Here is a 21333-nt window from a genome sequence, read left to right as displayed (position 1 = left end):
AACTTATTTCAGTAATCTATGGCAATAATTATAGTTTATGGAATAAACAAAATGATAAATAAAGAAACATTAAAGAATTTAAAGTATTTTGAAAAAACACCATTAATTCATCATATTAATTATTCTCTAACTGAAGATGCAGAAAGAAACATATTAAATGGTTGGCAGCCTGAATGTATGGAAGATAAATGGCTTTCTTATAGTATAGAAAACTGTGTCTATGTTCACCGTAGTTGGAGTGGACATTTAATGTATAAATTTACTATTTATAATAAAACTATTGGTTATATAGAAATTGCAATGGATGACTTTGTAAATATGACAAATGAAAGAAAAATAGAGACCTTTTTTGACCTATTACCGTTTTTATCAGTGTCTCATTAAACGAACATTCAAAATATATAGATCATTATTAATTAAGCCGTCTTGTCTCTTATCACCTTTAGGCCATTTAGACAAAAAACCCCCTGCCTAAGCAGGGGGTTAAATTATTAATACTCAATTAATTAGATAATAATTAACCGATATATTCTAAACCGTTCATATAAGGACGTAACGCCGCTGGAATTTCAATACGGCCATCAGCCATTTGATAGTTTTCCATTATAGCAACAAGAGTACGACCTACTGCTAATCCAGAACCATTTAGCGTGTGGACTAGCTGAATTTTCTTATCGCCTTTGGCACGGAAACGAGCTTGCATGCGACGTGATTGGAAATCCCAGCAGTTAGAGCATGAGGAGATTTCACGATAAGTATTTTGAGCTGGAACCCAAACTTCTAAGTCATACGTTTTACGTGCACCAAAACCGATATCACCCGTACAAAGTACAACTTTACGATAAGGTAGATTCAGTAACTGCAGTACTTTTTCAGCATGACCCGTTAACTCTTCTAATGCTTCCATTGATTTTTCAGGATGAACGATTTGAACCAGTTCAACTTTATCAAATTGGTGCATACGGATAAGACCACGAGTGTCACGTCCATAAGAGCCAGCTTCAGAACGGAAGCAAGGTGTATGTGCTGTCATTCGCAGTGGTAAGTCATCTTCTTCAAGAATGACGTCTCTTACCATATTTGTTACTGGTACTTCTGCTGTTGGGATCAGTGCGTACTGACTTTCAGACTCTTCTTCCAGAGGTTTAGTATGGAAGAGATCACCACTGAATTTAGGTAATTGACCAGTACCATACAGTGTTGCGTGGTTTACCAGATAAGGAACATACATCTCTTGGTAACCATGTTCTTCAGTATGAAGATTTAGCATGAACTGAGCAATAGCACGATGCAAACGCGCAATTTGACCTTTCATAACAACAAAGCGAGAACCAGTAATTTTAACTGCTGAAGCGAAATCTAGACCATCAGCAAGCTCACCTAGGGTTACATGATCTTTTAATTCAAAATCATAAGTTTTAGGTGTTCCCCAACGAGAAACTTCAACGTTTTCACTATCGTCTTTGCCGTTTGGTACAGCGTCATCAGGCATATTCGGGATAGTTAATGCATAATCACGAATTTCAGCTTGAAGAACGTCAAGTTCTGCTTTCGCAGCTTCAAGTTTTTCACCTAGCAGATTAACTTCCTGACGAAGTGGCTCAATATCTTCACCACGCGCTTTGGCAGCACCAATGGACTTCGATCGGGAATTACGTTCTGCTTGCAGGGATTCGGTTTCAACCTGTAACACCTTACGGCGTTCTTCTTGTTGACGGATTTTTTCCACATCGAGGGTGAACCCCCTGCGAGCCAGTTTTTCGGCGACCGCGTCTAGCTCATTACGCAGTAGATTTGGATCGAGCATGCTTATCCTGTGCTTATCGATAGATTAATAAAAACCTTTTCTATTTTTTACGTGAGAACACTAATTATGTGAAAAACACATAAAAGAAAAGGCATAGTTAAGAAATTAATGATATTTAAACAACCTTACCGCATCTTTACAATTTACGATAGCGTTTTGTCGCACTATTTTGATCTTGTTGAGTAAGCCAGTCTAATTTCTCAGCAACCTTGATCTCTAGCCCTCTTTTTGCCGGGTAATAATACTGAGTACTCGCCATTTCTTCAGGAAAATAGACCTCTCCTGCAGCATAAGCATTAGGTTCATCGTGAGCATAACGATATTCTGCACCCAGCCCCATTTCTTTCATTAATTTAGTTGGGGCATTACGTAAATGAGCTGGAACATCGTAATCAGGTCGATTTTTAGCATCTGCTAATGCAGCTTTATAAGCCGTATATACAGCGTTGCTTTTTGGTGCACATGCCAAGTAGACAATAGCTTGTGCTATTGCACGCTCGCCTTCAGCTGGACCTACGCGAGTAAAGCAATCCCACGCAGCAATAGCAACTTGCATTGCTCGTGGATCTGCATTACCCACATCTTCTGAAGCGATGGCAAGCAATCGACGAGCAACATAAAGAGGATCACCGCCAGCAGTAATAATTCTGGCATACCAATAGAGTGCGGCATCGGGTGCAGAGCCTCGTACTGATTTATGTAAAGCTGAAATCAGATCGTAAAACCTGTCACCTTTATTATCAAAACGAGCACTTCGTTCGCCGCTAATCTCTTTAAGTAGTTCAGGCGTTAAGGTACGCTTTCCTTGGCTGTCCATTTCAGCCATATCCGCCATCATTTCAAGCAGATTAAGTGAGCGTCTGGCATCCCCATTTACTAATTCAGCAATCATTCTACGTGTATCATTAGGTAGAATAATATTTCTACCACCTAAACCACGTGCTGTATCATCTAATGCTTGCTGTAATACCTGCTCAATATCTGCTTCTGTTAGCGATCTTAATAGATAAACACGTGCTCTAGAAAGAAGTGCTGAGTTAAGTTCAAATGAGGGATTTTCTGTCGTAGCGCCAATAAAAGTAATAGTGCCATCTTCAATATGAGGAAGAAAAGCATCCTGCTGACTTTTATTAAAACGATGGACTTCATCAACAAATAAAATGGTTCTACGCCCAGCATTTCTATTTTGCCGAGCGATTTCGATAGATTCTCTTATCTCTTTAATGCCCGACGTCACAGCAGAAAGTCGCTCAATGTCAGCTTGCGCATAACGTCCTATAATTTCCGCCAGTGTTGTTTTACCGGTTCCTGGTGGTCCCCATAAGATCATCGAATGCAATTGACCCGCTTTAATAGCTCGAGGAAGTGGTTTTCCTTCGGCAAGTAAATGAGTCTGACCGATATATTGCTCCAGCGTTTCTGGTCGCATTCTTGCGGCTAGAGGCTGGAATTCATTGTGTGAAAAATCGAGCGATAAATTACTCAAAACATCCTCACTGACGTTGGTCATCCACAGTTACACCCGCTGGTGGCGTAAAGCGAAAGGCTGATGCATCGATAGGTGCAACGGTTTGTGCAGTTAGTTGATAGTTACTTACTTGACCATCTTGTTCCGTGGCTGCAAATTGCTGTATTTGACCATTAGGTAATACTGTAATAGTGAAATGCTTTAAGTTATTTTCTGTTTTAGGTGTTAACTCAAAACGATCACCACTCTGTTTTACCTCATAGTGCTGCCACTCTTTGCTGTCATTACGCGCAATTAACATAAATGGGGTATTCGTTGTTGCACTTTCAAGCCAAGTTGCCGTTACTTGTTCCACAAAAGGGTTATAAAACCAAAGTGTTTTACCATCAGAAATCAATGTACTTTCATCTGGTGCCGTCATTTGCCAATTAAACAGATCAGGACGCTGTACTTTTAAGCTACCTTCACCTTTTTGGATCATTGCACCTTCGTTACTTGTTACTGTTTGACTAAAATTAGCTTGAAAACTATTCACTTTATTAAGGCGTTGTTGTAAATCTTGGCGAGCATCAGCCCAAGCAGCTTGGCTAGCAAATAACGTGATTGCACAAACTGATAGTAATACTTTTTTCATTCTACAAGCCCTCGGCATGAGACAACGCCGACATTATGTCGGCGCATGATTTATTAGTGATATAGCAGATTACCATGCTAATTAATTAGCTGATAACTGTGTTTTCAAGATATTACATATCTGAAGATGGTGGTGCCAGTACTTCTCTACTACCATTGTGTCCCGGTGAGCTAACGATATTTTGATTTTCCATTTGCTCAACAATTCTTGCTGCGCGGTTATAACCTATTCTAAATTGGCGCTGAACCCCAGAAATAGATACACGTTGTTTATCAACAACAAAGGCAACCGCTTGGTCAAACAGTGGATCAAGTTCTTCACCATCATCAAATCCACCGCTGCTTTCACCGTCTTCACCACATTTAGTGATAGCTTCAATATATTGGGGGCGGCCTCGCGCTTTCCAGTCTGTAGCGACAGCATGCACTTCATCATCACTGACAAAAGCACCATGTACACGGACAGGAACTGCGCCATTAGGGGCATAAAGCATATCCCCCATACCTAATAATGATTCGGCACCAGCTTGGTCTAAAATAGTCCGTGAGTCGATTTTACTCGATACAGTGAACGCAATACGGCTTGGAATGTTAGCTTTAATTAACCCAGTAATAATATCAACAGATGGACGCTGCGTTGCTAACACCAAATGAATACCTGCAGCACGCGCTTTTTGTGCTAAGCGAGCGATGAGTTCTTCTACTTTTTTACCTGCTGTCATCATTAAATCAGCAAACTCATCAACAACAACGACAATATAAGGCTCTTTGTCGAGCATCGGCATTGTTGTTTCCATGCTATCCGTCGGTTTCCAGAATGGATCAGGAATTGGGCGTCCCATTGCTTCGGCTTCTTTAATTTTTTCGTTATAACCTGCCAGATTACGTACCCCTAATCTTGACATCAATTTATAACGACGCTCCATTTCAGCCACACTCCAACGTAAGGCACTTGCAGCATCTTTCATATCAGTAACAACTTCAGTTAAAAGATGAGGAATACCTTCATACACCGAAAGCTCAAGCATTTTAGGGTCAATCATTATAAAGCGTACATCTTCTGGTTTCGCTTTATAAAGAATGCTAATAATCATTGAATTCACACCCACTGATTTACCTGAACCTGTTGTACCAGCAACCAGTAAGTGAGGCATTTTGGCTAAATTAGCAACCACGGGTTGCCCGCCAATATCTTTACCTAACACAACGGTTAGTGGCGAACTTGTATCACGAAATTTATCGCTATCAAGCAATTCACGCATATAAACGGTTTGGCGTTTTTTATTTGGTAATTCCAATCCAACATAAGGTTTTCCGGGAATAACCTCAACAATACGGACTGCAACAGCAGAGAGTGAGCGCGCCAAGTCTCGAGAAAGATTTGAGATCCTCGCCGCTTTTACACCTGGTGCTAACTCAAGTTCAAAACGGGTAATAACCGGTCCTGGAGAAATACCAACAACTTTGGCTTTAACACGATAATCGTTAAGCCGCGCTTCGATAAGTCTTGCGATACGTTCTAGTTCAAACATATCAACAGGCTCGTCTTCGACTGGGGGGGTTGTCAGTAGATCCAATGAAGGCATTGGCGTAGTTGATTTTGGCAGTGGCAAATCATTTCGCATCAGCAGTGGATGAATAAGAGACTGCTGTTGCTGTTGCTGTTGCTGTTGCTGTTGCTGTTGCTGTTGCTGTTGCTGTTGCTGTGCAAAATGTTGAGCCATATTAGATTGAGGCTCAATACGTGTTTGAGGGGCACTGTTTTGTGCTACAGGTTCAGTCACAATGGGAATAAACACTGGCTCAGCTGGCTCTTCATCTAACAAATCATCAATAGGTGAAAATGCCTCTAATGCTGAAAGATTCTCTTTTAACTCAATTGTTGGACTGTAATATTCTTCTTCATCATCGCGTGGTGAGATTTGTAAAAATGCATTACTGGTTGGGTAATCCATTTTTTTTACAAAATCATTTGTTTCTACTGCTGTAGGCGCTATTTTTGATGCAAAAGAGTGTTCAATATGAGGTTGATAACCTGTTGGTGTTGGTTGCGCTATTGGTGCAACAGCTGCTGCCACTGTAGATATTTGTGGCACCATTTCATCGTCGTCTTCAAATGAAACATCATCACCATAACGAGCCTGTAATTGTTGCTTAAATTGCTCTGCAAGTAACCGCTCTTCTTCATCAACTTCATTATCGCTATCATCCGTTGGTGAAAATGTATTTTCCGTGATGGTTGGTTCAAAATCATTGTGATTATTCTGTTGATAATCAGGCAAAACGGAAGATGTTACATCTGGTTCATGATGCGATTGCGTATCATCTTCGCCATAGCGCTCACGTTGCTGCTCAAGAAATTGCTGACGCAGTTCTTGTTCAAAATTAGCTTGTTCTTGAATATCTTCAAGCTCATTTTCAGACTCAGGCTGAATAGCTTCTTCTCGGCGTTTTAATTCCGCTTCTCGCAGAGAAGGAATATGAATGCCATATAATTCACGACGTGTAGGTAAACGCACAGGGTTAGGTCTAGGTAGCTCTGGTCCTAAGCCTTGTTTGACTTGAGCGGCATGTGCTAACGCAGTACCCGCAGCAATGCCCGCTGTTGTTGATGCAGTTTGTGCAAAAGAAGCACTTTCGTTTTCAGACGACAATGTGAAGGTCGGTTCTGTTCTCTCTGCATTAAATGCATTTTCTGGTGATCGTTGCGTTGATGTTGTTGATTTATCTTCAGAAAATGGTGAAAAAGAAGGCATTACTTCTTGTGTTAGAGTGGGTGTATCAACCGTTTCGGTTGGTATCTCTGTTTTTAAAAATGCCGCAGGTATATCAAAACGATAATGTTCAGGCTCTTCATTTAATTGTTCGATATTTTGTTGAGAATAAACAGATGGTTGAATATTATTTGCGTTTAATGGTGTTGCAACATTTGCACTAGATTGGATTTCTGGTTCTGAAGCTAATTCTGTACTTTCATTTGTTGCTGAGAATGAAGGTAAATCGAGTGTTTTCTCAGTCTCTTCTTGTAAAGCATTAAGATCTTGCTGACGAGCAAGTTCAAGTGCTGATGGTGTAGAAAATAGAATATCATCACTATCTTCAGTTATAGGTATCTGTTGTTCATCTTCTTTTGCCAAATCTTCGATAAAGTCATCAGGATTATCTGGTGTTTCATCTTCATCGTATTCAGCTTCATTTTGACCTCGGTTGGTAATAAAACCAACACTACCTAAAATGACAGCACCAATTTTTTCAGTAATGGTCAACCATGACCACCCTGTAAATAAGGTAAAACCAATTGCCCAAACAGATAATAGTGCCAGTGTTGCACCTAATAAATTAAACCATGGTAATAGGGCTTTACTAAATAGACTCCCAATAACACCGCCTGAACTGAAATTGTAAATATCATCAAAGTTAAGATCAGCTAATGCACAAGAGGTCAGTATCAGCGCCAAAGCGCCAATTGTGCGTAATGAAAGGGAAAAGAAATCAGTATATTCGCGGTCTTGTTGATAACGCAAAGAGTTCCAACAACCTAAGACCACCACAACAGGAATAGCATAGGCGAGTAAGCCAAAGGCAGAAAATAGAATATCAGCTAACCACGCTCCAATATTGCCACCTAAATTTTGAATAGGTTCATTCCAAGTGGTTTGTGACCAACTCGGATCAGAGGGGTTAAAACTAAATAAAGAAACCATTAAAAAGATAGCGCCAATGCCAATCAAGATGAGAATAGCTTCCCAAATACGACGGCGGTTGCTTATCTTGGTCAAACGAATATTTTTATCTTCTGTATATTCCTGGCTCAAAGAGGGCTCTCCAGGTTTAGCTTAGGGTTAAAACGGAACAACGCTGAGAAACCCCAGCGTTGAAACTGTATGCATAAACAGGAGTGTACCTAAATTTTTCCTATTTTGCACCAACCTATTAGTTGGCTTAACGAGTTTTAATAACTAGGCGGTTACTCTGTTTAACTTCTTCCATAACCACATAGGTACGAGTGTCATTGACACCTGGAAGACGTAACAGGGTTTCACCCAGTAATTTACGATAAGCGGACATATCAGGCACACGAGTTTTCAACAGATAGTCAAAATCACCAGAGACTAAATGACATTCTTGGATTTCTTCTAATTTTTGAACAGCCATATTGAATTGTTCAAAAACATCTGGAGCACCACGGTTCAGTGTGATTTCCACAAATACCAGTAATGATGCATCCAGGTAATGAGGATTTAACAACGCAGTATAGCCAGAAATAAATCCTTGGCGTTCTAAGCGACGTACACGCTCTAAACAGGGTGTTGGTGATAAACCTACACGTTTAGATAACTCAACGTTTGAAATACGGCCATCTTTTTGAAGCTCATTTAGAATATTCCGGTCTATTCTATCAAGATCTTTACCCGGACGTTTTTTATTATCAATCATCTCTATACTCTCTTTCTCTTTTTCTCTTACTTTATTTTCCTATACCCATACCTGTACACCATCAGAATCAATGTTGAAACTTCGGTATCGAACGGTCAGAGCAAACTACCAATCTATTTTCTTTTAATGCCAGATAAAATAACTGTTTTATCTAAATACTCATTAGCTAATATTGTAAAATAACTATCTCATACCCTGTCTGTCTATAAAATGATGCATATAACGCTTGAGGATAATTATCTTTTACAATTATGTTTTCGCAAATGTACAGCGGATTGTCAAAGCAAATGAGTAAAAATCAGAACAAGGCGCTATGTTATTCTCTATATATGCAAGATAAGCATCAATTGTAAAGCAAAAAGTGTCAGGTTAATTCGATGATGTCAACGCAATATAACTCTATAATTAATAACTATATTGCTAATGACTATTGCTAAAATAGCTAAAATATTATGTCTATTTCCCCTCATTGGCTTTTTTTAACCTCTTATTTCTCCTACAATCGCTCAATTCGCATCAAGCCTAATCAGAGATGAGGTATTCATGAGCACCATCAAACATAGCAAACTAATTATTTTAGGTTCGGGTCCTGCTGGCTATACAGCCGCCGTTTATGCCGCAAGAGCAAATTTGGAACCTGTACTAATTACTGGTGTTGAAAAAGGGGGACAGCTCACAACAACAACGGAAGTTGAAAACTGGCCAGGCGACCCAGAAGGGTTAACCGGACCCGGTTTAATGGATCGTATGCTTCAGCACGCTGAAAAGTTCCAGACAGAGATTATCTCTGACCACATTAATAAAGTCGATCTGAAAAACCGCCCTTTTCGCCTATTTGGTGATGAACAAGAATATACTTGTGATGCTTTAATCATCGCAACAGGTGCATCTGCTCGTTATATAGGCTTACCTTCAGAAGATGCCTTTAAAGGTCGTGGTGTTTCCGCTTGTGCAACTTGTGATGGTTTTTTCTATCGCAATCAAAAAGTCGCTGTTGTTGGCGGTGGTAATACTGCGGTAGAAGAAGCGCTTTACTTAGCAAATATCGCAGCCGAAGTTCATCTTATTCATCGTCGTGATTCTTTCCGTTCTGAAAAAATCTTAATTAATCGCTTAATGGATAAAGTTAACAACGGCAATATCATTTTACATACTGACCGTACTCTTGATGAAGTGCTTGGCGACGATATGGGCGTAACTCAAGTTCGCTTAAAAGACACTAAAAGTGATAATACTGAAGTATTAGATGTTATGGGTGTCTTTATCGCTATCGGTCATAGCCCAAATACGGCAATTTTTAATGATCAGCTTGAACTTGATAACGGCTACATTAAAGTACAATCAGGTACTCAAGGCAATGCAACTCAAACTTCTATTGAAGGCGTTTTTGCTGCCGGTGATGTTATGGATCATATTTATCGTCAAGCAATTACCTCTGCTGGCACCGGTTGTATGGCTGCTTTAGATGCAGAACGTTACTTAGACGCACTAAAAGACAATTAAAATCATCACTTCCTTTCAAGGCGCTATTTCAGTAGCGCCTTTTAACATGTAACATACTACGCTGGTTGCCAATAGTAAGAACTTTTACTTATGGCCTTTCTGATACTTTGTATCTCACCTGCAGATTTGAATCTTTTCTTATGGATAAAACTAAACAAAATGAATTGGTTCGATGGCTGAAACAGCAAAGTGCTCCAGCCCGCCGATGGCTACGGCTATCAATGTTTTTAGGTGTAGTAAGTGGTTTGTTAATTATTGCTCAAGCATGGTTACTCGCCATTTTACTTCAAGCATTTATCATGGATCATCTTAGCCGTGATACTCATATACCTACCTTTCTCACACTTATTGGTATTTTCTTCTTACGCGCTATCATTATGGCAGTACGCGAGCGAGTGGGTTATCGCTGTGGCATGGCAGTAAGACAACAAATTCGTAAAATGGTACTTGATAGGCTTCAAGAACTAGGTCCTGTTTGGGTTAAAGGTAAGCCAGCTGGTAGTTGGGCAACCATCATTCTTGAGCAAATAGAGGATATGCAAGATTACTATGCTCGCTATTTGCCACAAATGTATCTGGCTACGATTGTCCCTATTCTTATTTTAATGACTGTATTTCCGGTTAACTGGGTTGCAGGCTTAATTTTATTTATCACAGCACCGCTGATTCCTCTGTTTATGGCATTGGTCGGTTTAGGTGCGGCAGATGCTAACCGCCGAAACTTTTTAGCATTAGGCAGATTAAGTGGCAATTTTCTCGACAGATTAAGAGGTCTTGATACTTTACGCCTATTTAATCGTGGTGAAGCTGAAGTAAAACAGATAACAGAAGCGACAGAGGATTTTCGTAAGCGCACCATGGAAGTATTGAGAATGGCATTTCTCTCTTCTGGTGTACTGGAATTTTTTACCGCTGTATCAATTGCTGTCGTTGCCGTTTATTTCGGTTTTTCTTACTTAGGTGAGCTGAATTTTGGTAGTTATGGCTTAGGTGTAACGCTATTTTCTGGCTTTTTGGCATTGATCCTCGCTCCTGAATTTTTCCAACCTTTACGAGATTTAGGAACCTATTACCATGCCAAAGCACAAGCAGTAGGTGCAGCCGAGTCTTTAGTGGAATTTCTTGAATCGGATGGCGAAACACCACAATTTCAAGGAAAAGCATCAATTAATGCCACAGAAAGCATTGAAATTACAGCTCATGAACTCGAGATTTTATCTCATCAAGGCGTAAAATTAGCAGGACCATTAAATTTTACTATTAACCAAAATCAACGCGTTGCGATAGTAGGACAAAGTGGGGCTGGTAAAAGCTCGTTGCTAAATGCCCTACTCGGCTTTTTACCTTATCGTGGTTCATTGAAAGTAAATGGTATTGAATTAACAGCGCTTTCTCCCGACTTATGGCGTAAATGTTTAAGTTGGGTTGGTCAAAATCCTAACTTACCTGAGCAAACCTTACTTGATAACATTCGCTTAAGTGATCCTAACGCTAGCGAAGCTGAAATCAATCAAGCAATAGAAAAAGCTTATGTTAGTGACTTTATCAATGAACTGCCTGATGGTTTAAATACCGTAATTGGTGATAATGCTGCACGTCTTTCTGTTGGGCAAGCACAACGTATTGCTGTTGCCCGAGCACTACTATCCCCTTGTCAGTTTTTATTGTTAGATGAACCCGCAGCAAGCCTTGACTCTCATAGTGAACAGCGAGTGATGCAAGCACTGAATAACGCCTCTTTAAACCAAACAACTCTGCTAATCACCCATTTATTGGAAGAGACGCTAAGTTATGATCAAATCTGGGTTATGGAAAAAGGCAAAATTATTCAAACGGGTACTTATGAGTCACTAAGCCATCAGCAAGGTGCCTTTGCTCGTCTTCTTGCTCACCGTAAAGAGGAACTTTAATCATGAGAGTATTGCTTCCTTTTCTCGCGCTCTATCGCCGTCACTGGTTTATGTTGTTACTTGGTATTGTACTTGCCATTTTAACATTACTGGCAAGCATTGGGCTTTTAACCTTGTCGGGTTGGTTTCTAGCAGGAACGTCTATCGCAGGTTTTGCGGGTATTTATAGTTTTAACTATATGCTGCCAGCAGCTGGTGTTCGTGGTGCTGCGATATTTCGTACCGCTGGTCGCTATTTTGAGCGCTTAGTAAGCCATGATGCGACGTTTCGTGTGCTGTCTCACTTGCGGGTATTTACCTTTAAGAAAATATTACCGCTGTCACCAGGTGGTATTGCACGTTTTCGCCAAGGTGAACTGTTAAACCGCTTAGTCGCTGATGTCGAAACATTAGATCACCTCTATATTCGGGTAATTTCACCAATTATTGCTGCTTTTGTTGTGATCATGACCATTATGTTTGGTCTTGGTTTAATTGATGCACGTTTGGCAAATATCTTAGGCGGCATCATGCTTGCCTTACTGATTATTTTACCCTTTATTTTCTATTATGCAGGAAAACCGATAGGTCGCGATTTAACTGATTTACGAGGTCAATATCGCACAGTGCTTACCAGCATGTTGCAAGGACAAGCTGAGTTAACGGTTTTTGGCGCATTACCGCGGTTTAGACAAAATCTCGCGCAGCTAGAAGATAAGTGGCTACGTAGACAAGCTCAACAAGCTAATCTGACTGGATTATCTCAATCTTTCATGATCCTAGCATCCGGGCTGACTGCAACGCTTATTTTATGGTTAGCTGCAGAAGGTATTGAACACAGCTTTATGCCAGAAGCCTTAATTGCGCTATTTACCTTTTGTGCATTAGCCGCATTTGAGTCTTTAGCACCTGTTACTGTTGCTTTTCAGCATTTAGGACAAGTGATGACATCAGCAACACGTCTTTCTCATTTGATTGATCAAAAACCTGATGTTATTTTCCCTGAAAAAGGGGGTGAGAAACAAAATAGTGCAGCACTAATTTTAACTAATGTGTGCTTTACTTATGCAGGTCAGCCGATGCAAGTTATCAATAATATTAACTTAAACATTGTTGCTGGCGAACATATTGCACTGTTAGGCAAAACAGGTTGTGGTAAATCAACACTTCTGCAATTGATAAACCGGGCTTTTGATTGCACTCAAGGTCAAGTTGTACTCAATAACTTGCCACTATCTGATTACGATGAATCAACATTGCGTACAATGATGTCTGTTGTTCCTCAACGTGTGCATGTATTTAGCCATACATTAAGAGAAAACTTAGTGATGGCAAAAGAGGATGCCACCGATGAAGAACTCGCTCATGTACTTCACCAAGTGGGTCTTGAACAACTTCTTGAGAACGACGAAGGCTTAAACGCATGGATGGGCGATGGCGGTAGACAGCTCTCTGGTGGCGAGCAGCGCCGTTTAGGTCTTGCTCGTGCGTTATTACATAATGCCCCTTTTGTTTTGCTTGATGAGCCTACAGAAGGGCTTGATGCTGATACTGAACAGCAGATCCTTGCTTTACTTCACCAGCATTGCAAAGAAAAAACAGTGTTGATGATTACCCATCGACTTTATGGTTTAGATAAAATGGATAGAATTTGCGTTATGGATGGCGGTGAAATCGTTGAAACAGGTACGCATCACGCCTTGTTACAACAACAAGGTCAATATGCAAAATTTCATCAAAGACAAGCATTGTTAACATCGACCCACGAGGCATAATATGCCGTTGTTTCAATTAGATGATAGTGATTTTGATTTTCCTGAACCACATTTAGCATTGAAAGAGCCAAATGGTTTATTAGCAATAGGGGGAGATATCTCCCCTTCTCGATTAAAAGTTGCTTACCAATTAGGGATCTTTCCTTGGTATTTTCCATCTGAGGCACCTTTATGGTGGTCACCGGATCCAAGAGCTGTATTGCCCGCGGGATCGCTTCATATTGGGCGTACTTTGCAAAAATTTTTGCGACGACATCCTTATAAGATAACGCTAAATCATGCATTCTCATCTGTTATTGAAGCTTGCTCTATTCGTGAAGAAGGAACATGGATAGGCGCCGATATTAAAAGGGGTTATGAAGGGTTATATCAAGAAGGACTAGCTCATTCGGTCGAAGTGTGGGAAGCTGATGAATTGGTTGGTGGGTTATATGGTGTTAACGTAGGTGCGGTTTTTTGTGGTGAATCAATGTTTAGCCGCAAAGATAATGCCTCAAAATGCGCCTTTATTGCTTTTTATAACCATTTTCTTCGTTATGGGGGTCAACTATTTGATTGTCAGGTGTTAAACTCTCATACTTCGGCGTTAGGTGCTACTGAGATATCTCGAGAAAGCTATTTAGCCTCTCTATCTCGCTGGAAAAAAGTGATTATTGATAAAAAGTGTTGGTATCAACAATCGTTGGAATTATAATCACCGCTCATTTTTGTAAAACCCCTTCTTGTTTAAGACAAAATTGGCGCAGCCATTTTGCGGTTGATACAAAAATTTAATATTACTACACCCATTACGTGGTTAGGGTGAGCTACTTTATTGCTATAAATACCACGACACTCAGAATTATTGCTTCTGTTATTACGATAGCTTTAGGCTAGTAAAACGCAAGCAACGGTAAGGAAGTTAAACAAATTAGCAAGATTAATGCACTTGCTATCCAATAACATTCCTTTACATAGGTCAATATTTTCGGCATTATCTTGCCGTTTAAAAAATATGGTTATTAAAACTTAGAGGATTAGATGGCCAAAGAAGACAACATTGAAATGCAAGGCACTGTACTGGATACTCTGCCAAACACGATGTTCCGCGTAGAATTAGAAAACGGACACGTCGTTACCGCTCATATTTCAGGAAAAATGCGTAAAAACTATATTCGTATCCTGACAGGCGACAAGGTTACCGTTGAGCTGACCCCATATGACCTGAGCAAAGGCCGTATCATCTTCCGTAGCCGTTGATCCCAATCTGTTCTCTCCCAATATTGTTCTATTCTAAATGAACAAATAATTAGGGTGAAAAAAAACACCACAGGCAAAGCATTTATTTATGCCCAACCTGTGGTGTATGCTTTTCACTTGAGTTAGTGAACTGCCACCTCTTAGATGACAGTATCTTCCTTTCTATTTGCCGACTTCTCTTGGCTTAAAAATTCATAACTTAACTTATTAGACTGGCTGTTTAAGGTTACTGAAACCGAGCCACCACTGACTAACGAACCAAATAAAATTTCATTAGCTAATGGCTTTTTCAGGTTTTCCTGAATAACACGCGCCATTGGTCTTGCACCCATCGCTTTATCATAGCCTTTATCGCACAGCCATTGGCGTGCCTCTTGGCTTACTTCTAAAGAAACACCTTTATCATCTAGCTGAGCTTGAAGCTCAACAATAAATTTATCGACTACCATCGAGATAATTTCTGGTGATAAGGCATTAAACCAAATGATGCTGTCTAAACGGTTACGAAACTCTGGTGAGAAGGCTTTTTTGATTTCAACCATCGCATCAGTACTGTTATCTTGCTCAGTAAAGCCAATTGATTTACGTTGTGTTTCTCGCACACCCGCATTGGTTGTCATCACTAAAATAACATTTCTAAAATCAGCCTTACGGCCGTTATTATCCGTCAATGTTCCGTTATCCATAACTTGTAATAAAATATTGAACACATCAGGATGTGCTTTTTCTATTTCATCAAGCAATACGACGGAATACGGATTTTTAATCACCGCATCAGTTAGCAGTCCACCTTGGTCAAAACCGACATAACCAGGAGGAGCACCAATTAATCGGCTAACTGTATGGCGTTCCATATATTCAGACATATCAAAGCGCAGTAACTTAATATTTAACGCTTTTGCCAATTGAACAGTAACTTCTGTTTTACCAACACCAGTAGGACCCGCAAATAAGAAAGAACCCACGGGTTTATTGTCTTGGCTTAATCCTGCTCTGCTCATTTTTATTGATTCAGATAATGCATGAATCGCTTCATCCTGCCCAAATACCAACATTTTCAGTTGGTTATCAAGATTTCTCAGTGTCGATTTATCACTACTAGACACTGTTTTCTCAGGAATACGGGCAATTTTTGCAACAACAGACTCAATATCAGAGACATTAATCGTTTTTTTACGCTTACTTGGTGCAACCAAACGTGTTCTTGCACCAGCCTCATCGATTACATCAATAGCTTTATCAGGAAGATGTCTATCAGTAATGTATTTAACCGATAAATCGACGGCTGCCTGAATTGCTTTATTGGTATAACGCACATCATGATGCGCTTCATACTTCTGACGTAATCCTTTAATAATTAAAACGGTTTCGTCAGCAGAGGGTTCTGTAACATCAATTTTTTGGAATCGACGAGCAAGGGCTCTGTCTTTTTCAAAAATATTACTAAATTCTTGATAAGTCGTAGAGCCAATCACGCGAATACGACCACTTGATAGTAATGGTTTAATCAAGTTTGCCGCATCGACTTGTCCACCAGATGCTGCACCGGCACCGATAATGGTATGAATTTCATCAATAAATAAGATACTTTTTTCATCTTTCTCTAACGTTTTAAGTAGTGCTTTAAAACGTTTTTCGAAATCACCACGATATTTTGTACCCGCTAATAGCGAACCAATATCAAGTGAATAGAGGGTATAACCTTTCATTACATCAGGAACATCATCTTGCTCGATACGCCATGCAAGCCCTTCAGCAATAGCGGTTTTACCAACACCTGATTCACCCACCAGCAGAGGATTATTTTTACGGCGGCGACAAAGTACCTGAATTGTGCGTTCTAATTCAGCCTGACGACCAATAAGCGGATCAATTTTACCTTGGCGCGCTAACTGATTTAAGTTAGTGGTAAAGTTATCCATATGATCATCGCTTTGTGGCATCTCTTGTTGAGATTGGGTGTTCATATCACTCATATCAGAAGGATCATCATTTTGTTGATCATCTTTCAAAATACCGTGAGAGATAAAATTAACCACATCAAGACGGCTAACATCGTGTTTACGTAATAGGTAAGCTGCGTGAGATTCTTGCTCACTAAAAATAGCCACTAGCACATTTGCACCAGAGACTTCATTTTTACCCGATGATTGAACGTGAAAAACAGCACGTTGCAAAACGCGTTGAAAACTGAGTGTAGGCTGAGTTTCTCGTTCTACATTCTCAGGTAGAATTGGGGTTGTTTTACGAATAAAGACTTCGAGTTCTTCACGTAAAGCGGCTAAATCGACTTTACAAGCTTCCAATGCTTCACGCGCTGATTTATTACTCAATAGCGCCAGCAACAGGTGCTCTACAGTCATAAATTCGTGTCTGTTATCACGGGCTTTCGCGAATGCAACATTAAGACTAAGCTCTAATTCGTGATTAAGCATAAGCACCTCCTCCTTAAAAGACTAACCGGATTATGCCTTTTCAAGTGTACACAAAAGTGGATGACCATTTTCTTTGGCATACAAATTAACTTGTGTCACCTTAGTTTCAGCGATATCCGCACTATAAACCCCACAAACTCCCTTTCCTTTATGGTGAACGTCCAACATAATTTGTGTGGCTTTTTCCTCATTGAGGAAAAAATAGATCGTAAGCACATCTACAACAAAATCCATGGGGGTGTAGTCGTCATTATTCAAGATCACCTTGTACATTGATGGTGGTTCGTTAAGCTGACTAACTTCATCCCTTAGTATGGTTTCTGTTAAAAAATCAAACTGGCCCATTATTTTGCACTACTCATTTATTTGTTAAAACGTTTTATCTACATAACGTCTAGTTTACCATCTCACAGGAAACTCTGCCTATCAACGGTTTTTTATTACCTCTTTTTACACTTAAATAAATAACAAAGCGTTAGCTACATCAAAATTTCACTTATTTGAAACAGCTTCTACCACCCTAGCCCCTTGACGACAGAAACAATAAATTAGAGTATGTTTTATGAACAGCTCAGTAAATATACTGAAGGTAATGTTAAGTAAATAAATACAAGTACAAGTATATGAGAGATGCTAAGTATGGAGACAGGTACAGTTAAGTGGTTCAATAATGCTAAGGGTTTCGGTTTCATTACCCCAGCAGAAGGCGGTGAAGATATTTTCGCCCACTATTCATCAATTCGAATGGAAGGCTATCGCACGCTAAAAGCGGGGCAAAGAGTTAATTATAGTACGATAAAAGGACCCAAAGGTGATCATGCTGATCTTATCATTCCTATTATTGAATGAAAGGCAGCATAAAACGAGTATGACGGGTCTCTCTTTTATCAACCTTTTTGTGATTCAAGCTCGCTAAGTACTCAAGTAATAAAACCGTATTTTATCTATTCAATAAGTGCACCCTTTAGATAATAAAGGGTGCACTATTAATTTCATCTCTCTTTATAATACTAGCTCAAACTATTATAGGAGTGAGCATATCTAGTACATAAAATTATTCTCTTGCTAAGGCATCAATAGGATTCATTCTTGCGGCACTTCTTGCAGGCAGAAAACCAAAGATAACGCCAATTGCTGTTGAGCAGGCAAAAGCACTAATTAGTGCGATTGGCTGAAAGACAAAATCCCAATTAGGTAACAAATAACTGGCAATCATTGCGATACCAAATGAAAGCCCAATACCGATTAAGCCACCGACTAAACAAACTAATACCGACTCAATTAAAAATTGCTGCATTACATCCGTTGCTCTGGCACCTACTGCCATTCGGATACCAATTTCTCTCGTTCTTTCAGTTACAGAAACCAACATGATATTCATAACACCAATACCACCAACAACCAAAGAGATAACCGCAACCAACGTTAAAAAGAGTTGCATAGTCTGTGTCGTTTTTTCTGCTGCTTTAAGCAAGCTATCGATGTTATAAGTGAAGATATCTTTCTTGCCATGTCTTACGGTAAGTAAGCGGATAATTTGTTGCTCTGCAATATTAGCATCGTAGCCTTCTTTGGCTTTTACTGTAATGCTGTCAAGATAGGCTCTGTTCAAAATACGGCTATTTAATGTGCTATAAGGCACCCAGACTCTTAAAGATTTACTATTGCCAAATGCCGATTTTTGTTCAGAAATAACACCAATAATAGTGGTTGGAATATTACGAATAATAATCTGCTCACCAATAACTTGCTTTTTATTACCGAAAAAACGACGTCGCGTATTTTCATCAATAACCACAACCTGTGCTTGACGCTGGATCATATCCGTTGAAAAAGTACGACCTTGTGCAAATTTCATCGCATAAACAGTAAAATAATCGTCACTAACACCCGCAACTTGGGCTGGAGAGTCCTGATTACCTTTACGCAATCTGGTGCTAAAACTCACTTCAGGCGTTACTGCTTGTATATACGATTGCTGTTTTAATGCATACACATCTTGAAGGGTTAGAGATTGCCTATCTTCCGGAGAATCACTGCCGAAGTCTTTTCCAGGATAAATATCGATAGTGTTTGAACCTATCGCTTTAATATCCGCCAGCACCATACTTTTCGCCGCATCACCAATAACAATGATTGTTACAACAGAAGCGATACCAATGATTATTCCTAGCATAGTTAAAAGTGTACGGGTTTTATTTACCACCATAGCACGCCAAGCCATATCTAATGCCTGAGTAAAACGACCTATCACTTGAGCAATATATGAAGAATTTGAAGGGGGTGGCGTTAATACTTCTTTTGTTATTCTATTGATATCCGTTTGATGGTGATTATCACTAATAATTTTACCATCTTGAATTTCAATTATTCGTGATGCTTGCTTAGCAATTAAAGGGTCATGGGTGACAATAATGACAGTATGCCCCTGCTCATTTAATTGCTTAAGGATTGACATCACCTCTTTACCTGAATGGCTATCTAACGCGCCTGTAGGCTCATCAGCAAGAATAACCTCACCGCCATTCATTAGTGCCCTTGCAATACTGACGCGCTGCTGCTGACCGCCTGAAAGCTGATTTGGACGATAATCAACTTTCTCACCAAGCCCCAGTCGTGTTAATAACGCCTTTGCTCGCGCTTTACGCTGTATTTTATTTTTATCCGCATAAATAGCAGGGATCTCAACATTCTGCTCAGCACTAAGATGAGCCATTAGATGATAGCGTTGGAAAATAAAACCAAAATGCTCTCGGCGCAATGCAGCAAGTTGATCGCTTTGCATTTTTGCGACACTTAAACCTGCAACTTTATATTCCCCGCTACTTGGTTTATCTAAGCAACCGAGAATATTCATTAACGTCGATTTGCCAGAACCTGAAGCACCAATAATCGCCACCATTTCACCGGCATTAATTGTTAGTGAGACTTTATCTAGAACAACCGTCTCTTGTTCGCCATTGGTATATAACCGGCTAACGTTATCGAGTTCTAATAATGCAGACATTATGACTCCTCTGAGGTTTCACCTAAAATAACCTTATCGTTTTCATTTAATCCGCTGAGAACTTCTGCATAAACATCGGTACGCATACCAATTTTTACAACACGTTTTTCTGGTTTTCCTTCAACCAATACATCAACGTTATATTGATTTGCACTTTTTTCGTCACCTAATGCTGATAAAGGGATCAATAGTACATTCGCTTTATTCTCAAGTAAGATTTTCACTTGAGCCGTCATTTGTAAACGCAACAGATGCTGATCGTTAGGCACTTCAAAACGAGCATAATAAAAAATAGCGTCATTAATTTTTTCAGGCGTTGGCAGGATATCTTTTAATTTACCACTAAAGGCTTTATCTGGCGCACCTAACACCGTAAAAGAAGCGCTAAGATCTGGTTTTAAATAGATAACATCAGCCTCAGACACTTCAGCTTTCACTAACATGGTGTCTAAATCAGCTAAAGTTAAAATAGTGGGTGCTTCTTGCGCTGCAATAACCGTTTGCCCTTCAAGGGTTTTAATAAAGGTGACAACACCATCCATCGGTGCAGTTATCCGTGTATATTGCAGATTTGTTTTTGCGGTATCTAGCGTAGCTTGGTTTTTCTTTATTTGAGCTTCATAAGTAATAATACGCGCTTTTTTAACATCAACATCCGTTTTAGCGCGATCTAGCTCTTCTTGTGCTATTGCATAAGTACCAATCAATTTGAGTTGACGTTGATAAGTTAACTGCGCTAAACGTAATTCAGCTTTAGCTTGTTGTAAATTAGCCCTTAGTTCGTTGTCTGTTTCTTGCGATTCGGTGACATCGTTCTGTGCTTTTTTAGGATCGATAATCGCCAATAAATCGCCTTTTTTAACCGCATCACCTTCTTTTACAAACAGAGTTTGTAGCTGTCCACTAACCTGAGCACCTACATCTACTTTTCTTACTGCATCAAGCTTACCTGTTGCCGTTACCTCTTTAGAAAGTTCTCCGCGGGTGATAGTTTCAGTGTGGTAAGTGGGCAAATTCTCCCTTGGCACAAAAAAATATGCCGCGATAGCGACAATAACCAAAATAAGGGTAATGACTTTCCCTTGCTTTTTTAAAGGAAAAAAAGCCATAAAACATCCTTCTTAATCATTAAGATAAAAT

16 protein-coding genes are annotated in these 21333 nt (G+C 39.7%); 7 read left to right on the top strand and 9 right to left on the bottom strand.

Features of this window, described 5'->3' with window-relative positions; all coding sequences use genetic code 11:
* Positions 1 to 51: 51 nt before the first annotated feature.
* Complete coding sequence (locus ABN099_RS10355; RefSeq protein WP_349463664.1) at positions 52 to 384, top strand: hypothetical protein; 333 nt, start codon at positions 52 to 54, stop codon at positions 382 to 384.
* A gap of 133 nt (positions 385 to 517) precedes the next feature.
* Here ABN099_RS10355 and serS read toward each other — a convergent pair whose 3' ends face one another.
* From serS to lrp, 5 genes are all read right to left on the bottom strand, one after another.
* A complete protein-coding gene (serS, locus tag ABN099_RS10350; RefSeq protein ID WP_349463662.1) occupies positions 518 to 1807 on the bottom strand; it encodes a serine--tRNA ligase in 1290 nt (429 codons plus the stop codon).
* Between the two features lie 136 nt (positions 1808 to 1943).
* Positions 1944 to 3293, bottom strand: a complete 1350-nt coding sequence (locus tag ABN099_RS10345; RefSeq protein WP_349463809.1) for a replication-associated recombination protein A — start codon at positions 3291 to 3293, stop codon at positions 1944 to 1946.
* Positions 3294 to 3300: 7 nt separating this feature from the next.
* Positions 3301 to 3909, bottom strand: coding sequence for an outer membrane lipoprotein chaperone LolA (lolA, locus tag ABN099_RS10340; RefSeq protein ID WP_349463661.1), 609 nt, complete (start codon positions 3907 to 3909; stop codon positions 3301 to 3303).
* Between the two features lie 112 nt (positions 3910 to 4021).
* Positions 4022 to 7723 carry a DNA translocase FtsK 4TM domain-containing protein gene (locus ABN099_RS10335; RefSeq protein WP_349463659.1) on the bottom strand — a complete coding sequence of 1234 codons (3702 nt, stop codon included), beginning with the start codon at positions 7721 to 7723 and terminating at the stop codon, positions 4022 to 4024.
* A 127-nt stretch (positions 7724 to 7850) separates the two neighbouring features.
* Positions 7851 to 8345: a leucine-responsive transcriptional regulator Lrp gene (gene lrp, locus ABN099_RS10330; RefSeq protein ID WP_004244566.1), complete on the bottom strand. Its 495-nt coding sequence runs from the start codon at positions 8343 to 8345 to the stop codon at positions 7851 to 7853.
* A 543-nt stretch (positions 8346 to 8888) separates the two neighbouring features.
* Between lrp and trxB the strand changes: the two genes are divergently transcribed.
* From trxB to infA, 5 genes are all read left to right on the top strand, one after another.
* Positions 8889 to 9848 (top strand): thioredoxin-disulfide reductase, encoded by a 960-nt coding sequence (gene trxB / locus ABN099_RS10325; RefSeq protein ID WP_349463657.1) that lies wholly within the window; start codon positions 8889 to 8891, stop codon positions 9846 to 9848.
* A 140-nt stretch (positions 9849 to 9988) separates the two neighbouring features.
* Positions 9989 to 11758, top strand: a complete 1770-nt coding sequence (gene cydD, locus ABN099_RS10320; protein WP_349463656.1) for a heme ABC transporter permease/ATP-binding protein CydD — start codon at positions 9989 to 9991, stop codon at positions 11756 to 11758.
* 2 nt (positions 11759 to 11760) lie between these two features.
* Positions 11761 to 13512, top strand: a complete 1752-nt coding sequence (gene cydC / locus ABN099_RS10315; protein ID WP_349463655.1) for a heme ABC transporter ATP-binding protein/permease CydC — start codon at positions 11761 to 11763, stop codon at positions 13510 to 13512.
* Position 13513: 1 nt separating this feature from the next.
* Positions 13514 to 14206 (top strand): leucyl/phenylalanyl-tRNA--protein transferase, encoded by a 693-nt coding sequence (aat, locus tag ABN099_RS10310; protein ID WP_349463654.1) that lies wholly within the window; start codon positions 13514 to 13516, stop codon positions 14204 to 14206.
* Between the two features lie 326 nt (positions 14207 to 14532).
* On the top strand, positions 14533 to 14751 hold the full coding sequence (gene infA, locus ABN099_RS10305; protein ID WP_004244560.1) for a translation initiation factor IF-1: 219 nt from the start codon (positions 14533 to 14535) through the stop codon (positions 14749 to 14751).
* A gap of 140 nt (positions 14752 to 14891) precedes the next feature.
* On the opposite strand, the gene clpA is transcribed toward infA, so the two are convergent.
* A complete protein-coding gene (clpA, locus tag ABN099_RS10300) occupies positions 14892 to 17186 on the bottom strand; it encodes an ATP-dependent Clp protease ATP-binding subunit ClpA (RefSeq protein ID WP_349463653.1) in 2295 nt (764 codons plus the stop codon).
* Positions 17187 to 17216: 30 nt separating this feature from the next.
* Positions 17217 to 17531, bottom strand: a complete 315-nt coding sequence (clpS, locus tag ABN099_RS10295) for an ATP-dependent Clp protease adapter ClpS (RefSeq protein WP_349463652.1) — start codon at positions 17529 to 17531, stop codon at positions 17217 to 17219.
* 294 nt (positions 17532 to 17825) lie between these two features.
* Between clpS and cspD the strand changes: the two genes are divergently transcribed.
* A complete protein-coding gene (gene cspD, locus ABN099_RS10290; RefSeq protein WP_349463651.1) occupies positions 17826 to 18035 on the top strand; it encodes a cold shock domain-containing protein CspD in 210 nt (69 codons plus the stop codon).
* Between the two features lie 205 nt (positions 18036 to 18240).
* Here cspD and macB read toward each other — a convergent pair whose 3' ends face one another.
* Both macB and macA read right to left on the bottom strand, forming a co-directional pair.
* Positions 18241 to 20193, bottom strand: coding sequence for a macrolide ABC transporter ATP-binding protein/permease MacB (gene macB / locus ABN099_RS10285; RefSeq protein ID WP_349463650.1), 1953 nt, complete (start codon positions 20191 to 20193; stop codon positions 18241 to 18243).
* The gene (gene macA / locus ABN099_RS10280) at positions 20193 to 21302 is read right to left on the bottom strand and encodes a macrolide transporter subunit MacA (protein ID WP_349463649.1); all 1110 of its coding nucleotides are present in this window, start codon (positions 21300 to 21302) and stop codon (positions 20193 to 20195) included. Before macA ends, macB begins: the two co-directional genes overlap by 1 nt.
* Between the last annotated feature and the right edge of the window lie 31 nt (positions 21303 to 21333).

The sequence above is a fragment of the Proteus hauseri genome, from assembly GCF_040139125.1.
GTDB classification, from domain to species: Bacteria; Pseudomonadota; Gammaproteobacteria; order Enterobacterales; family Enterobacteriaceae; genus Proteus; species Proteus hauseri_B.
The sequence above is the reverse complement of the archived record's forward strand: the minus strand, read 5'-3'. Positions and strand labels throughout refer to the sequence as shown.

What these genes read in the sequence shown, in the direction of transcription:
- macA (WP_349463649.1), bottom strand. Translation starts at nt 21,302, where the DNA reads ATGGCTTTTTTTCCTTTAAAAAAGCAAGGGAAAGTCATTACCCTTATT.
- infA (WP_004244560.1), top strand. Translation starts at nt 14,533, where the DNA reads ATGGCCAAAGAAGACAACATTGAAATGCAAGGCACTGTACTGGATACT.
- clpA (WP_349463653.1), bottom strand. Translation starts at nt 17,186, where the DNA reads ATGCTTAATCACGAATTAGAGCTTAGTCTTAATGTTGCATTCGCGAAA.
- lrp (WP_004244566.1), bottom strand. Translation starts at nt 8,345, where the DNA reads ATGATTGATAATAAAAAACGTCCGGGTAAAGATCTTGATAGAATAGAC.
- cydD (WP_349463656.1), top strand. Translation starts at nt 9,989, where the DNA reads ATGGATAAAACTAAACAAAATGAATTGGTTCGATGGCTGAAACAGCAA.
- cspD (WP_349463651.1), top strand. Translation starts at nt 17,826, where the DNA reads ATGGAGACAGGTACAGTTAAGTGGTTCAATAATGCTAAGGGTTTCGGT.
- macB (WP_349463650.1), bottom strand. Translation starts at nt 20,193, where the DNA reads ATGTCTGCATTATTAGAACTCGATAACGTTAGCCGGTTATATACCAAT.
- serS (WP_349463662.1), bottom strand. Translation starts at nt 1,807, where the DNA reads ATGCTCGATCCAAATCTACTGCGTAATGAGCTAGACGCGGTCGCCGAA.
- lolA (WP_349463661.1), bottom strand. Translation starts at nt 3,909, where the DNA reads ATGAAAAAAGTATTACTATCAGTTTGTGCAATCACGTTATTTGCTAGC.
- trxB (WP_349463657.1), top strand. Translation starts at nt 8,889, where the DNA reads ATGAGCACCATCAAACATAGCAAACTAATTATTTTAGGTTCGGGTCCT.
- ABN099_RS10355 (WP_349463664.1), top strand. Translation starts at nt 52, where the DNA reads ATGATAAATAAAGAAACATTAAAGAATTTAAAGTATTTTGAAAAAACA.
- clpS (WP_349463652.1), bottom strand. Translation starts at nt 17,531, where the DNA reads ATGGGCCAGTTTGATTTTTTAACAGAAACCATACTAAGGGATGAAGTT.
- aat (WP_349463654.1), top strand. Translation starts at nt 13,514, where the DNA reads ATGCCGTTGTTTCAATTAGATGATAGTGATTTTGATTTTCCTGAACCA.
- cydC (WP_349463655.1), top strand. Translation starts at nt 11,761, where the DNA reads ATGAGAGTATTGCTTCCTTTTCTCGCGCTCTATCGCCGTCACTGGTTT.